10 protein-coding genes are annotated in these 14199 nt (G+C 59.9%); 8 read left to right on the top strand and 2 right to left on the bottom strand.

Annotated features, from left to right (window positions below):
• Positions 1–51 precede the first annotated feature (51 nt).
• The 4 genes from F8N44_RS29175 (at position 52) to F8N44_RS29155 (ending at position 6365) form a co-directional block, all read left to right on the top strand.
• Positions 52–729 (top strand): type 1 glutamine amidotransferase domain-containing protein, encoded by a 678-nt coding sequence (locus F8N44_RS29175; RefSeq protein ID WP_150652765.1) that lies wholly within the window; start codon positions 52–54, stop codon positions 727–729.
• Positions 730–831: 102 nt separating this feature from the next.
• Complete coding sequence (locus tag F8N44_RS29170; protein WP_150652764.1) at positions 832–1956, top strand: alkene reductase; 1125 nt, start codon at positions 832–834, stop codon at positions 1954–1956.
• 280 nt (positions 1957–2236) lie between these two features.
• The gene (locus tag F8N44_RS29160) at positions 2237–3775 is read left to right on the top strand and encodes a cryptochrome/photolyase family protein (RefSeq protein ID WP_150652762.1); all 1539 of its coding nucleotides are present in this window, start codon (positions 2237–2239) and stop codon (positions 3773–3775) included.
• Between the two features lie 127 nt (positions 3776–3902).
• On the top strand, positions 3903–6365 hold the full coding sequence (locus F8N44_RS29155) for a PAS domain-containing protein (RefSeq protein ID WP_150652761.1): 2463 nt from the start codon (positions 3903–3905) through the stop codon (positions 6363–6365).
• Here F8N44_RS29155 and F8N44_RS29150 read toward each other — a convergent pair.
• Positions 6327–7874 carry a sensor domain-containing diguanylate cyclase gene (locus F8N44_RS29150; protein WP_150652760.1) on the bottom strand — a complete coding sequence of 516 codons (1548 nt, stop codon included), beginning with the start codon at positions 7872–7874 and terminating at the stop codon, positions 6327–6329. The two genes, F8N44_RS29155 and F8N44_RS29150, sit on opposite strands and share 39 nt — an antisense overlap.
• 266 nt (positions 7875–8140) lie before the next feature.
• Here F8N44_RS29150 and F8N44_RS29145 point away from each other — a divergent pair, with 266 nt between their 5' ends.
• Positions 8141–9397, top strand: coding sequence for an MFS transporter (locus tag F8N44_RS29145; protein WP_150652807.1), 1257 nt, complete (start codon positions 8141–8143; stop codon positions 9395–9397).
• A 231-nt stretch (positions 9398–9628) separates the two neighbouring features.
• Positions 9629–10600 (top strand): alpha/beta hydrolase, encoded by a 972-nt coding sequence (locus tag F8N44_RS29140; RefSeq protein WP_224794833.1) that lies wholly within the window; start codon positions 9629–9631, stop codon positions 10598–10600.
• Between the two features lie 85 nt (positions 10601–10685).
• On the opposite strand, the gene ycaC is transcribed toward F8N44_RS29140, so the two are convergent.
• Positions 10686–11318, bottom strand: coding sequence for an isochorismate family cysteine hydrolase YcaC (gene ycaC, locus F8N44_RS29135; protein WP_150652758.1), 633 nt, complete (start codon positions 11316–11318; stop codon positions 10686–10688).
• A gap of 210 nt (positions 11319–11528) precedes the next feature.
• On the opposite strand from ycaC, the gene F8N44_RS29130 reads away from it, so the two are divergent.
• Positions 11529–13115 carry a sensor domain-containing diguanylate cyclase gene (locus F8N44_RS29130; RefSeq protein WP_150652757.1) on the top strand — a complete coding sequence of 529 codons (1587 nt, stop codon included), beginning with the start codon at positions 11529–11531 and terminating at the stop codon, positions 13113–13115.
• 135 nt (positions 13116–13250) lie between these two features.
• Positions 13251–14000 carry a helix-turn-helix domain-containing protein gene (locus F8N44_RS29125; protein ID WP_150652756.1) on the top strand — a complete coding sequence of 250 codons (750 nt, stop codon included), beginning with the start codon at positions 13251–13253 and terminating at the stop codon, positions 13998–14000.
• The last annotated feature ends 199 nt before the right edge of the window (positions 14001–14199 follow it).

Genomic DNA, 14199 nt, shown 5'->3' with positions numbered 1-14199 from the left:
TGTGCGAATCCTTCGCTCACTCGAAGACATCTGATCGACTCAAGGTGCTCTATGAAAATCCTGATGGTTTTGACTTCCCACGATCAACTCGGCGACACCGGCAAGAAAACCGGTTTCTGGCTGGAAGAATTCGCCGCGCCCTACTACGCCTTCAAGGACGCCGGCGCCGACGTCACCCTGGTCTCGCCGGCCGGTGGCCAGCCGCCGCTGGACCCGAAAAGCGATGAGCCTGATGCGCAGACTGCCGAGACTGATCGCTTCCGCAAAGACTCCGCCGCGCAACAGGCACTGGCCAATACCGGGCGCTTGGCAGACGTCAGCGCTGATGGCTTTGATGCCGTGTTCTACCCGGGCGGCCACGGCCCCCTGTGGGACCTGGCCGAAGACAAGCAATCGATCGCGTTGATCGAAGCGTTTGACCGCGCCAACAAACCCCACGGTTTTGTCTGCCATGCACCGGGTGTGTTGCGTCATGTCCTCACCGCTGACGGCAAACCGCTGGTCCAGCATCGCCAAGTCACTGGTTTCACCAACTCTGAAGAAGAGGCCGTTGGCCTGACGGACGTGGTGCCGTTCCTGATCGAAGACGAGTTCCAGCGTCTCGGCGGCCATTACTCGAAAGTCGCTGACTGGCAGGTGCATGTGGTCGCCGACGGGCAACTGGTCACTGGCCAGAATCCGGCCAGCTCCGCCGCCGTCGCGAAAAAACTGCTGGAGATGCTGGGCTAAAACCTCGCGTCCAACCTCCTAACGCCGGGTGTGTCTTGCCCGGCGTTATTTTTTCACCCAATTAATAGACGACTGGTCTAATAAATCGCAAAAAGGTCACACATGAACAACAGCCGTTTCTTCACCCCCGCCACTCTCGGCCATCACACCCTGAAAAACCGTATCGTCCTGCCACCCCTCACCCGCCAGCGCAGCACCCAGCCGGGCAACGTCGCCAATGAACTGATGGCCGAGTATTACCAACAGCGCGCCGGCGCAGGTTTGCTGGTCACCGAAGGCACGCAGATCGAACCCCGTGGCCAGGGTTATGCGTGGACGCCGGGCATTCATACGCCTGAGCAAATCGCCGGATGGCGCAAAGTCACCGAGGCAGTGCATGCCGTAGACGGGGTGATCTTCGCCCAGTTGTGGCACGTTGGCCGCGTCTCGCATACCGCGCTGCAACCAGAAGGCGCGGCGCCGGTTTCCGCCTCTGCCGTGGCCACCGACCGGGTCAGCGTATTTATCGAAACTGCGCCCGGCGTCGGTGAACTGGTCCCGCCGTCGGCACCTCGCGCGCTTAGCACCGATGAAGTGCAGGAGCTGGTTCAGCTGTACATCCAGGCGGCACGCAACGCCATGGACGCCGGTTTCGACGGCATCGAATTGCACTGCGCCAACGGCTATCTGGTGAACCAGTTCATCTCCGCCCACAGCAATCTGCGCGACGATCAGTACGGCGGCTCGCTGCACAACCGCCTGCGCTTTCTCAAGGAAGTGGTCGCCGGCGTCGCCGAGTGCATCGGCAAGGAAAAAGTCGGCGTACGTTTCGCCCCGCTGTTCACCACCACCGATGAAGCGCGTACTTACCTGGGCATGGTCGAGGAAGATCCGCATACCACTTACATTGAAGCGATCAAAGTGCTGCAGGACGTGGGCATCGCCTATCTGTCGATTGCCGAAGCCGACTGGGACAACGCCCCGGCGATGCCCCTCACGTTTCGTCAGGCGGTGCGCGACACCTTCAGCGGCGCGATCATTTATGCCGGGCGCTACACCGCAGCATCCGGTGCGCGACTGCTTGAATCCGGACTGGCCGACTTCGTCGCTTTCGGTCGCCCGTTCATGGCCAATCCCGATCTGCCGGCGCGGATTGCCAATGAATGGCCGTTGAATGCGTTGAACCCGGCGACGGTGTATGGCGGCACCGCCGAAGGCTATACGGATTACCCCGTTTTTCCCGGCTAAGCCATTCAAGACAAAATAAACGCTCCCGAAATATCGGGAGCGTTTATCCGAGTCGGAGTGCAAGCCCTTGTGGGAGCGAGCCTGCTTGCGAAAGCGGCGTGTCAGTCACTCACAATGTTGAATGCGACGACGCCTTCGCGAGCAGGCTCGCTCCCACAGAGGGGATGTGAATATTCACCGCACAAAAACCTATACACAGACTACAATCTGTACAACTATCTGGACTTAGCACTTAAACGTCCACTCGGCAGCCTGCCGCTCTTAACGCTGAATCCGTGAAATGAACAAAACCCATCGGCTGTGCCTCGTTCTGGGCGACCAGTTATCGTTTGATCTGGCTTCATTGGCAGGTCTGGATCGCGAACATGATCGTGTGCTGCTGGTCGAGGTCATGGAAGAAGCCAGCCACGTTGCTCATCATCCGCAAAAAATCGCTTTGATCTTCAGCGCCATGCGTCACTTCGCTCAGGCACTGAAAGACCAGGGCATCCCTGTGCATTACGTGACCCTCGACGATCCGCAAAACAGCGGTTCGGTGCCCGACGAATTAAAGCGCTGGCAGGCGCTGCTACAGGCGAGCGAAGTGCACATGACCGAATGCGGCGACTGGCGTCTGGAGCAATCGCTGAAAGATTGTGGTTTACCCATCCACTGGCACGCCGACACCCGCTTCCTGTGCAGCCGCGACGAATTCCGCGCGTGGGCCGCTGGCAAAAAGCAGCTGCGCATGGAGTTCTTCTACCGCGAGATGCGCCGCAAAAGTCGTCTCCTGCTCAACGGCGATGGCACGCCCGTCGGCGGCGCGTGGAACTTTGACGCAGACAATCGCAAAGCCCTGCCCAAATCCGTCAAGGCGCCCTACCCGGCTGGTTTTGCCAACGATGCAATCACCGATGAAGTCCTCGCACTGGTCAAAAAACGCTTCGCCAGCCACTACGGCAGTCTGGATGATTTCAACTATCCGGTAACTCACGCCGATGCCCAGGCGCTCTGGGCATGGTTTCTCGATTACGCCCTGGCGGGGTTCGGCGATTATCAGGACGCCATGGCCAGCGACGAACCGTTTCTGTTCCATGCGCGTATCAGCGCGGCGTTGAACATTGGTTTGCTCGATCTGCGTCAACTCTGCAGTGACGTGGAGTCGGCCTATTGGTCAGGCAACATTGCCCTGAATGCCGCGGAAGGTTTCATTCGTCAACTGATCGGCTGGCGTGAATACGTTCGTGGCGTTTACTGGCTGCACATGCCGGAGTACGCCGAGGGCAATGCCTTCGGTAACACGCGGCGCCTGCCTGAGTTTTACTGGACCGGTGACACGCAAATGAACTGCATGCGCCAGGCTATCGGCCAAAGCCTCAAACACGCCTACGCCCATCACATCCAGCGCCTGATGGTGACCGGCAATTTCGCCCTGCTCGCCGGCATCGCGCCAAGCCAGATCTGTGAGTGGTATCTGGCCATTTATATGGACGCTTTCGACTGGGTCGAGCTGCCCAATACCCTCGGCATGGTCATGCACGCCGACGGCGGTTACCTCGGTTCAAAGCCTTATTGCGCCAGCGGCCAGTACATCAACCGGATGTCCGACTACTGTCGCGACTGTGCGTACTCGGTGCGCGAAACCACGGCTGACAACGCTTGCCCGTTCAACGCCTTGTACTGGCATTTTCTGATGCGCCACGGTGACCTTCTGCGCGGCAATCAGCGCATGGGCATGATGTACAAAAACCTCGATCGCATGCCGCAGGAAAAACAGCAGGCACTGTGGCAACGCGGGCAGAGGCTGCTCGACAGACTGGATAGCGGCGAATCGTTATGAATACACCTGGGCCGTTGTCCAGCGTGCAACTTAACCATAAGGCTCTGGGTCAATGGCTCACAAAGCTGCGAACCCGATGGCTGGAAACACGCCAATCGAACGCAAGCCAACCATCAACGCATGAAGGGTGAACATCCTGAAACAGCTTACTCGCGAGGAGCTTGAGTCCGAAGTCACGCGCCTGCGTCTGGCCGTCAAGGCGACGTGCGACGCCGTCTGGGATTGGGATCTGCAAACCAACCAGGTCATCTGGAACGACTCGCTGCAACACGCCTATGGCTACGCATCAACGGCCATAGAACCGACGTGTGACTGGCGTTTTGCGCAGATTCACACACAGGATCGCTCGCGCGTGACAACTTCGATTCGCTCAGCGATTGACGGCTCTGGCACAACCTGGAGCGCTGAGTACCGCTTCCTCTGCCACGATGGTTCATACGCCGAAGTGCTTGATCGCGGACATCTGATCCGCAATGCCGATGGCAAAGCCGAACGCATGATCGGTGCGATGCTCGACCTGACCCGCTCGCGCAGCGCCGAGACTGCACTGCGCCAGAGTGAAGAGCGTTTCAGCACCATTCTGGAAACCATCGAAGCGGCTTTCGCCATCGTCAAAGTCAAATTCGATGCCGACGACCAACCCATCGACTATTTCTTTGTCGAGGCCAACCCGGCGTTCGAGCGTCAGGCCGGGGTCAATCTGCGGGGCAAGTGGGTCACCGAGTTTGCACCCAACCTGGAAAAATTCTGGTTCGAGACCTACGGCCATGTGGCCAAGACCGGCGAGCCGGCCAACTTCGAGAACTACGCCAATACCTTCGAACGTTGGTTCGATGTGCGCGCTGTGCGTGTCGGCGACCCGGCCGATCGGCAGATTGCGATCTTCTTCAGCGATGTCACCGAACGCCGCGACGCGCAAGAGCGTTTGCGCATCAGCGAAGCGGTCGCCCGGGAAAACGTCGAACGTGTCCAGCTCGCGCTGGCCGCCGGCGCCATTATCGGCACTTGGCACTGGCACTTGCCCAGCGATCGCTTCAGCGTCGATGAAGCCTTTGCCCGGGTTTTCGACCTCGATCCGACCTGGGGCCTCGACGGCCTGAGCCTGGAGCAAGTGGTGATGACCGTGCATCCCGACGACAGGGCCGGACTTACAACCGCAATCAACGAAGTCATTGCCCGTGGAGGTGCCTATTCGCACCAATACCGAGTGCGCGGCGCGGATGGCCAATACACCTGGATTGAGGCGAACGGACGCGTCGAATGTGCTGAAGACGGCACACCTGTACGCTTTCCCGGGGTGCTCATCGATGTCGAAGACCGGCGCAATGTCGAAGCCGAGCGCGACCGGGTCACCGCCGCGTTAAAGGCGCTCAACGACACACTGGAACAACGGGTCTCGGCGCGAACCGCAGAACTGATGCAGGCCGAAGAGAAGCTGCGCCAATCGCAGAAAATGGAAGCGGTCGGGCAACTCACCGGCGGCCTGGCCCATGACTTCAACAACCTGTTGGCCGGCATTTGCGCCTCCCTTGAGCTGATGGAAAAACGCATCGGCCAAGGCCGCCTGAACGACATCGACAAATACATGCTGATCGCTCAGGACGCCGCCAAACGCGCCACCGCCCTGACCCATCGCCTGCTGGCCTTCTCCCGGCGACAGACCCTCGATCCACGGCCAACCGAGGTCAACGCGCTGATTGCCGGCATGAGCGAACTGATCCAGCGCACCGTCGGCCCGAGCATTCGCCTGAAGACGGTCGTCGCCGCCGATCTGTGGCCGGCGCTGGTCGATGCCAGTCAACTGGAAAACGCCCTGCTCAACCTGTGCATCAACGCCCGCGATGCGATGCCCGATGGCGGCAGCATCACCGTCGAAACCGCCAATCGAACCCTGGATGCTGAATCGGCGCGCGTACGGGAAATGCCCGAAGGGCAATACCTGTGCCTGTCGGTTGCGGACACCGGTACCGGTATGAGTGCGGAAGTGATCGCCAAGGCCTTCGACCCGTTTTTCACCACCAAGCCGTTGGGCCAGGGCACGGGCCTTGGGCTGTCGATGATTTACGGTTTTACCAAACAATCCGGCGGGCAGGTGCGAGTGCAATCGACTGTGGGCCAAGGCACCACCATGTGCGTTTACCTGCCGCGCTATCTCGGCGAAACGCAGCGCAATCACGACGACACACAAAGCTCGGCAACCCTGCAGGCCAAGCCCGGCGAGACCATCCTGATTGTCGACGACGAACCCACCGTTCGCACGCTGCTCAAGGACGTGCTCAACGATCTCGGCTACAACCTGCTCGAAGCGGCCGACAGCGTTGAAGGACTGGAAGTACTGCGTTCCAGCGCGCACATCGATTTGCTCATCACCGATGTCGGCTTGCCGGGTGGCATGAACGGCCGGCAGATGGCCGATGCGGGCAGGCAAATCAGGCCGAAGCTGAAGACCTTGTTCATTACCGGGTACGCGGAAAACTCGGTGCTCGGCAACGGTCAGCTCGGCCCGGGCATGCAGGTGCTGACCAAACCGTTTGCCGTCGACACACTGGTTTCACGAGTCAATGGTTTGCTGTCCATCGACGTCGAATGAGGGGTGCGCAGGGGACTTCATGAACCTGTTGCGCCCTGCCGTTTTCGCTTGATACAGCGCCTGATCGGCGCACTCGATCAGACCGTGCACCGGGTCCAGGTGCGTACCTCGTGCAGCGGCGATGCCGATGCTCAGGCTCACGCGGGTCACGGGACTGGTGGGGTGGGCAATGTTTTCCTGCTGCAAGCGCTCAATAATCAATTGCGCCACCACCGCAGCGCCGCCAATGTCCGTGTCGGGCATGATCACGGCGAACTCTTCGCCACCATACCGCGCCACCAGATCCGACGGCCGCCGCACACACGCATCCAGCACATTAGCGACAGCCTGCAGACAGGCGTCACCGGCAACGTGCCCAAGCGCATCATTGAACCGTTTGAAATAGTCGATATCGATCATCAGCAAGGCCAGCGACGATCCAGCGCGCTGTGCCCGCCGCGCCTCTGAAGCCAGGGTCTGATCAAAGCAGCGCCGATTCGCCAGCCCGGTCAGCGCATCCTTCATCGCCAACAGTTCCAACTGTCGGTTCGAGCCGAGCAGCTGCTGTTGAGCGATGCGCAGTTCGCCTTCAACCTGGGTCCGGCGCCGGATATCGAGGATCAAGCACCAGCCGATCAGACCGGTGAGTCCCAACAGCCCCGCCACCACCACAGCCGACAGCAGCGCCTCGGTTCGCCAAGCCGTGAGCGCTTCACGCTTGCCGATGGCGACCGTGGTGATCAGCGGCAATTTCTCGCTTTTACGGAAGGCGTAGAGGCGTTCGACGCCATCCAGGCTGGAGGTATAAGACGCGGTGCCGACCGATTGATCGACCAGGTACTTGGCGTAGATCGGCGACTTGGAAAAGTTGCGGCCCATGTCCTGCTCGCGGAAGGGGTAGCGCACCAGCAACGTGCCGTCGGTATACGACAAGCCGATGGCCCCCTCCTGGCCGATGTCGAGTTTGCCGAACAGACGCAGAAAGTTTTCCACGCCCAGGGTCACGGCGACGACCCCGGCAAACTCGCCGTGATCATCATTGAAACGGCGGCTGACGGTGATCACCCACTCCTGATTGGAGCGGCTACGGATGGGTGGCCCGATAAAGGGTTCGCGGCTCGGGTCGTCGCGATGATGAATGAAGTAGGCCCGATCACTGCTGTTGGCTCCCGCCGGGATCGGTCGGTTCGACGACATCAGCCAATGGCCCTGACGGTCATAGATGGTGATCCCGCTCATTTGTGGCATCAACGGCTGCTGGCGGTTGATCAGCGCACCCAAGCGCTGGATCTGTGCGGGACCGCTGCCTTCGGTTTCCAGGCGCTCGACCAGCCCGAGTAGCAGCAGCGAACTTTGCCGGACAATGCCTTCGGAATAGGTCTCGAGTGCCTGGGTCAGGTTCAACCCGTGCACGTTGACTTCCTCCAGCGCGCGATCGCGCGAGGACAGCACTTTCCAGATGGTCAGCGACGCGAGGGAGCAGCCGATGACCAGCAGCAAGAGAATGACGAGGTGGGTATCACGCTTCACGAAAGCACCTTATGGAAAGTCCGGTTTCCCGTTCCGGCCGTTACTGATTCAAGGCAATAACAGCGGTCGTATGTCCTCGACCGGCGCAAGGATACAAGTAGCGCGTTGAACGCGCAGCAACCGCGTGACGGAACGTCGTTTTCAGCCACTTGGCGTTGTTTCGCAACGACACGACTGGGGCTTGCAACTTATATTCACGGGCGCAGGTCATTAGGATTGCTGAGGTTGAATCCATCCGCAGACCTCGACTATTGAAGACACTGCCTGTGGCCGCTGACCTCGATCGCCGCAACAACCTGTCACTGGACAGCCTCAACTTTTTCCTCGCCGACGTGCGCGACGGTCTTGGCCCCTATCTCGCCATTTACTTATTGGCGGTACATCACTGGGAGCCCGCCAGCATTGGTCTGGTGATGACCATCGCCGGGGTCGCCGCGCTGATCACCCAGACACCCGCCGGCGCCTGGGTCGACAACAGCCGGCGCAAACGTGCGTTGATTGCAATCGCCGCGCTGCTGGTGACCGGCAGTTGCCTGCTGCTGCCGTTCGTGACGTCGTTCACGTGGGTGGCGTTGACGCAAACCCTGAGTGCGATGGCCGCTTCAATATTCGCCCCGGCCATTTGCGCAATTACCCTGGGCATGACCGGACCACGGGCATTTACCCGCCGAACCGGGCGCAACGAAACCTTCAATCATGCCGGCAATGCCTGCGCCGCCCTGCTGGCCGGGGTATTCGCGTATCTGTTCGGCCCGGTGGCGGTGTTCTATCTGATGGCGGCCATGGCCCTGGCCAGTGTCATCGCCATTGCCTGCGTGTCGCCAGAAGCGATCGACCATGATCAGGCACGTGGACTGGACCCGGCCGACGCTGGTCATCGCCAGCCTTCCGGTTTGTCGGTGCTGCTGGGCAACCGCTCGCTGTTGCTGTTCGCCATTTGCTGTGCGCTGTTCCACCTCGCCAACGCGGCGATGTTGCCGCTGGTGAGCCAAAAACTCGCGCAAACCAATTTGCAGATGGCCACGCCGCTGACCTCCGCCTGCATCGTCGCGGCGCAGTTGGTGATGGTGCCTGCGGCGTTACTGGTCGGGGCGAAAGCCGATCTGTGGGGACGCAAACCGCTGCTGCTGGCCGGTTTTCTGATCCTGCCATTGCGCGGTGTGCTCTATACGCTGTCGGACGATGCCTATTGGCTGGTCGCGGTGCAGATGCTCGACGGTGTTGGCGCAGGCCTGTTCGGCGCCTTGTTTCCGATCATGGTCAAAGACCTCACGCAGGGCACAGGGCACTTCAACATCAGCCTCGGCGCACTGACGACTGCCTTCGGGCTGGGCGCGGCGTTGAGCAACGGCCTCGCCGGATTCGTTGTGCAGGAGGCCGGTTACAGCGCAGCCTTTTTGACCTTGGCCGCGATTGCGGCGGTGGCGGTTGTCCTGCTCGGGATCGGGGTTCCGGAAACCCAGCGCAGCGGTCGTCAGGCTGAAAGCGGATTGGTCGAGGCCAGCACTGAATCCTCTGCGTAATCCATATCCCATCCCTGCCCTCTCATTGCCGCCATCTCGTGTCTGCGCGGCGTTGAAAATCCAGATTCAGTGGATCAGGCAAGCAATCCAGAGGAATGCACTTCGGCACCGAGGAACTGATCGAGAGAATGTTCGTGCACAGGCTCAGACGAATAAACCCTCAATCGCAAGGACATTCCAGTGAAAGGTTTTTGCTTGGCCTTCGGGCTGCTCTTCAGTACTTTTTCAGCCATGGGAGCCGATATGTCGAACGGCGCAGACAACTTCTACACCAGCGATAAAGTGACCGTGGAAAAGGTCACCTTCAAGAACCAGTACGGGATGAAGGTCGCAGGCAATCTGTTCAGCCTGAAGAACCTTGACCCGCAGTCAAAAAATGCCGCGATCATCGTCGGCCACCCGATGGGCGCGGTGAAAGAGCAAAGCGCCAATCTTTACGCGACCAAAATGGCCGAACAAGGCTTCGTCACGCTGTCGTTCGACTTGTCCTTCTGGGGCGAAAGCGAGGGCCTGCCACGCCAGTCGGTTGCACCGGACATTTATGCCGAAGACTTCAGCGCGGCGGTGGACTTTCTCGGCACTCGCCCACTGGTCGATCGCGAGCGTATCGGCGTCATCGGTATTTGCGGCAGCGGCAGCTTCGCCATCAGTGCCGCCAAGATCGACCCACGTTTGAAGGCGATTGCCACCGTCAGCATGTACGACATGGGTGCTGCCAACCGTAACGGCCTCAAGCATTCGCTCACGCCAGAGCAACGCCAATCCATCATTGAACAGGCAGCGCAGCAGCGTAACGCGCAGTCCTGGGGCGGTCCGATCCGCTACACCGGCGGCACACCGCTCAAACTCACCGGCAACGCCGTGGGTGACGAGTTCTACGATTTCTACCGCACCCCGCGTGGCCAGGTCACCCCGACCGGTGCTTCGCCGCAGACCACCACCATGCCGACGCTGGTCAGCAATGTGAAGTTCATGAACTTCTACCCTTTCAACGACATCGAGAGCATCTCCCCGCGCCCGCTGCTGTTCATTGCCGGCGCTCAGGCGCACTCCCGCGAGTTCAGTGAAGACGCGTACCAGCGCGCGGCCGAACCCAAAGAGCTGCTGATCATTCCAGGCGCCGGCCATGTCGACTTGTACGACCGGGTCAACCTGATTCCCTTCGCCAAATTGACCACGTTCTTCAGCCATAACCTGAAGTAACGCCATCGCAACGCTGCCAGCGCTTTAAAGCACAGACACGACAAAAGCCTGCTTTGAGGGCAGGCTTTTGTCAGGTCGCGTTCGCTTACTTCTGCTGAGCGGTGAGCGCCGAGTAGCTGTTCATCAGGTTGCGGTAGTTGGGGATGCGCTGCGACAGCAGATTACCCAAGCCTTCAATGTCGTTGCGCCAGTCGCGGTGCAGCTCACACGCCACCGAGAACCAGTTCATCATCTGTGCGCCGGCCTGAGTCATGCGATTCCACGCCGCTTGCTGCACGGTGGTGTTGAAGGTGCCGGACGCATCAGTCACCACAAACACCTCAAACCCTTCTGCCAGCGCCGACAAGGTCGGGAACGCTACGCACACATCGGTCACTACACCGGCAATGATGATCTGCTTGCGGCCGGTGGCCTTGATCGCCTTGACGAAGTCTTCGTTGTCCCACGCGTTGATCTGACCTGGGCGAGCAATGTACGGCGCGTCCGGGAACATCTCTTTCAGCTCGGGTACCAGCGGGCCGTTCGGGCCTTGTTCGAAACTGGTGGTGAGGATGGTCGGCAGTTCGAAGAACTTGGCCAGATCGGCGAGGGCCAGGACGTTGTTCTTGAACTCGTTCGGCGAGAAGTCCTGCACCAGCGAAATCAGGCCGGTCTGGTGGTCGACCAGCAGCACGATGGCGTCGTCTTTGTTGAGGCGGTTGTAGGTTGGAGTGGTCATGGTCTGCTTCCCTTTTGAGTTTTAGAAGTTGTTGTTGCGTTCAAGTTGGGTACAGATTAATGACGCACGGAGACGGGATAAATCGGCTGAAAGGCGTTTCACCGTCAACTCGAACAGGACAATCAGGCAATAAAACACGCTCCGCGCCGAACTTTCTGGCGATCCTTGTCATACTGTTGCGATGCATTACGTATGAAAAAGGAGAGGTTCATGCTCGGACGCCGTCCGCCAGAGCCGAACACCGAAGACTCAAGCAGAGCCGCTTCTGCCCGTAACGCCGTGCGCGCTGGCTCGACGTTCCGCCTTACGGTCAGTTTTATGCTGGTGGTGGTATTGGCCTTTCTGACGGTAGAGAGCTGGCGCACCTGGCGCGACTATCGCGCCGCGTTCACCTCCGCGCGCGATTCGGTAACCAACCTGGCCCGCGCCACCGCGCAGCATGCCGAGGACACCATTCGGCAAATGGATGTGCTGACCGCCGCCCTGAGCGAGCGGATCGAAGGCGATGGCCTGCAGAACCTCGACGTGCCGCGGATTCACAAACTGCTGGTGCAGCAATCGAAAATCATGCCGCAGCTGCATGGCTTGTTCATCTACGGCGCGGATGGGCAGTGGATTGTCACCGACAAGGAGGTCACGCCCGAGACCGCCAACAACGCCGATCGCGATTATTTTCAATACCACCGCAGCCATGATGATCGGCAAGTGCGCATCGGTGATGTGGTCGAAAGCCGCTCGACCCATGACCTGATCATTCCCGTCTCCCGCCGCCTGAACAATCCCGATGGCTCGTTCGCCGGAGTGCTGCTGGGCACGGTCAAGGTCAGCTACTTTGTCGACTACTACGGTGACTTCAGAATTGATGACAAAGGCGCACTGGTGCTGGCCAGACGCGACGGCACCATCCTCGTGCGCCGGCCGTTCATCGCGTCGGTGATCGGCAAAAGCCTGGCTAACAGCGAGATCTTCAAGGTCTACCTGCCCAACGCCAACGCTGGCATTGCGCAAGTACGCGCGGTGGTCGATGACACTGAGCGACTGTACGGCTACCGTGCGCTCACCACCTATCCGCTGGTGGTCGAGGCCGGGCTTTCACGGGACTCGATCATCGAACCGTGGCAGCAGGATTTGCTGAAAAACGGCTTCGTGCTGGTGTTTCTGATTTTGGTGCTCAGCGGTTTCGGCCTGGTCGTGCTGCACCAGTTGCGCCAGCGCATGGCCATGGAGCGGGAAATTCGCTATGCACACCAGACCATGCGTGACATGGCGCTGACCGACAGCCTCACCGGGCTGGGCAACCGCCGACGCCTGGACAATGCGCTGGTGGACGAAATTCGCCTGGCGCGGCGACAGGGTTCGGCGCTGTCATTGATCATGCTCGATGTCGACCACTTCAAACGCTACAACGACCAGTATGGCCATGCGGCGGGCGATGATTGCCTGAGCGCCGTCGGGCAGGCGATTCAGCAAGCGGTCAAACGACCGAGTGACCTCGCGGTACGCTACGGCGGCGAAGAATTCACCGTGCTGCTGCCCAATACCGACAATGCCGGCGCCATTCAGGTCGCCGAAGATATTCTGCAAGCCATCCGTACGCTGCAACTGGAGCACGCCGGACATCCATTGGGCTATGTCACCGCCAGCGCCGGAATTACCACACGGCACCCGGTCGATGACACGGTAACCCCGGCGATCCTGTTGAAAGCAGCCGATACCTGCCTGTATCAAGCCAAGCAACAGGGCCGTAATCGCTGGTGCTCACAGGGCAAACAACCCGACATCGCGGTTATGAGCTAATAACACCTTCATTAAACCGTCGCTCAAACGTTGTACTAGGATAGGATCCAAGTCTGCGGTATTTCGTCGACCAAGGAGATCGTCGACAGTGCTGCAGACGTTTTTGAATTAACGCCTCTCAGGGATGACACGCATATGAATTCACACTTGTTCCCGCACATCGGCAAGGTCATTGCCAGCACCGGCAGCCGGCATTTTCCGCGCATGCTGCATGATCTGATCCTGACGCAACTGGCGGTGGACGCCACGCACATCCGGCAGATGCGTGTCGAACCGGCCAGCCGCAGCTCGGGCCGCAGTGAGCCCGAGCCGATGAAAGAACCCACCCTGCTCGCCGAAACGGTGTTTTCCGAACACAACATTGCTGCCGCCCATCCGTTACAAAGCCCGCCAGCCGCGAACAGCGCGGACGCCTCGCAACTGCACCTGACCCGGCGCAAGGATGGCTACCGCTACGTGATTTCGGTGTACCGCAACGGCGAGTCGCAGCGCTTTTCCGCGCAGGAGCGCAGCCTGTTGCAGGACATCTCCCCAGTGCTACTGCCAATGGTGGAAAAACACATCAACGCCTTGCAGCCGCTCAACCTTGAGCCAGAGACGCCAGCCGAGGCCGCCGAAGGCACCGGGCTGGAAACCTTGCGCCTGCGCTTCGATGAACGCCTGGTGCAACTGGGCCTGAGCCTGTCGAACCGCGAAACCGAAGTGTGTGTCGGCCTGCTCGCCGGGCGCACGGCGCCGGAACTGGCCGAGCAGTTGGCATTGAAGGTCAATACTGTGGAGAGTTATCTGAAACGGGCGGCGATCAAGTTGGGCATCAGCGGGCGGCATTCGTTGATGCGCTGGATGTATTCGCCGTTGGAGGCGTTGGCGTCGAGTGCGGCGTGATACGCAGGGATAGTGATAGTTTCGGTTTTTTGGGTGTGTCAGTGAGATTCCCCCCTCACCCCAGCCCTCTCCCCCCAAGGGGGGCGAGGGGGAAAGGGAGCCGATCTTTGAGCTTTTCAAAACCTGAGTTCGACTCGATTTTTCAGGTCGGCGTAGCTCGAAAGAACATCTCGGTCAGTCCCCTCTCCCCCTGGGAGAG

It is taken from the genome of Pseudomonas fluorescens (assembly GCF_902497745.1).
GTDB lineage: Bacteria > Pseudomonadota > Gammaproteobacteria > Pseudomonadales > Pseudomonadaceae > Aquipseudomonas > Aquipseudomonas fluorescens_BM.
Note: the sequence above shows the minus strand (reverse complement) of the source record. Positions and strands in the feature narration are given on the sequence as shown.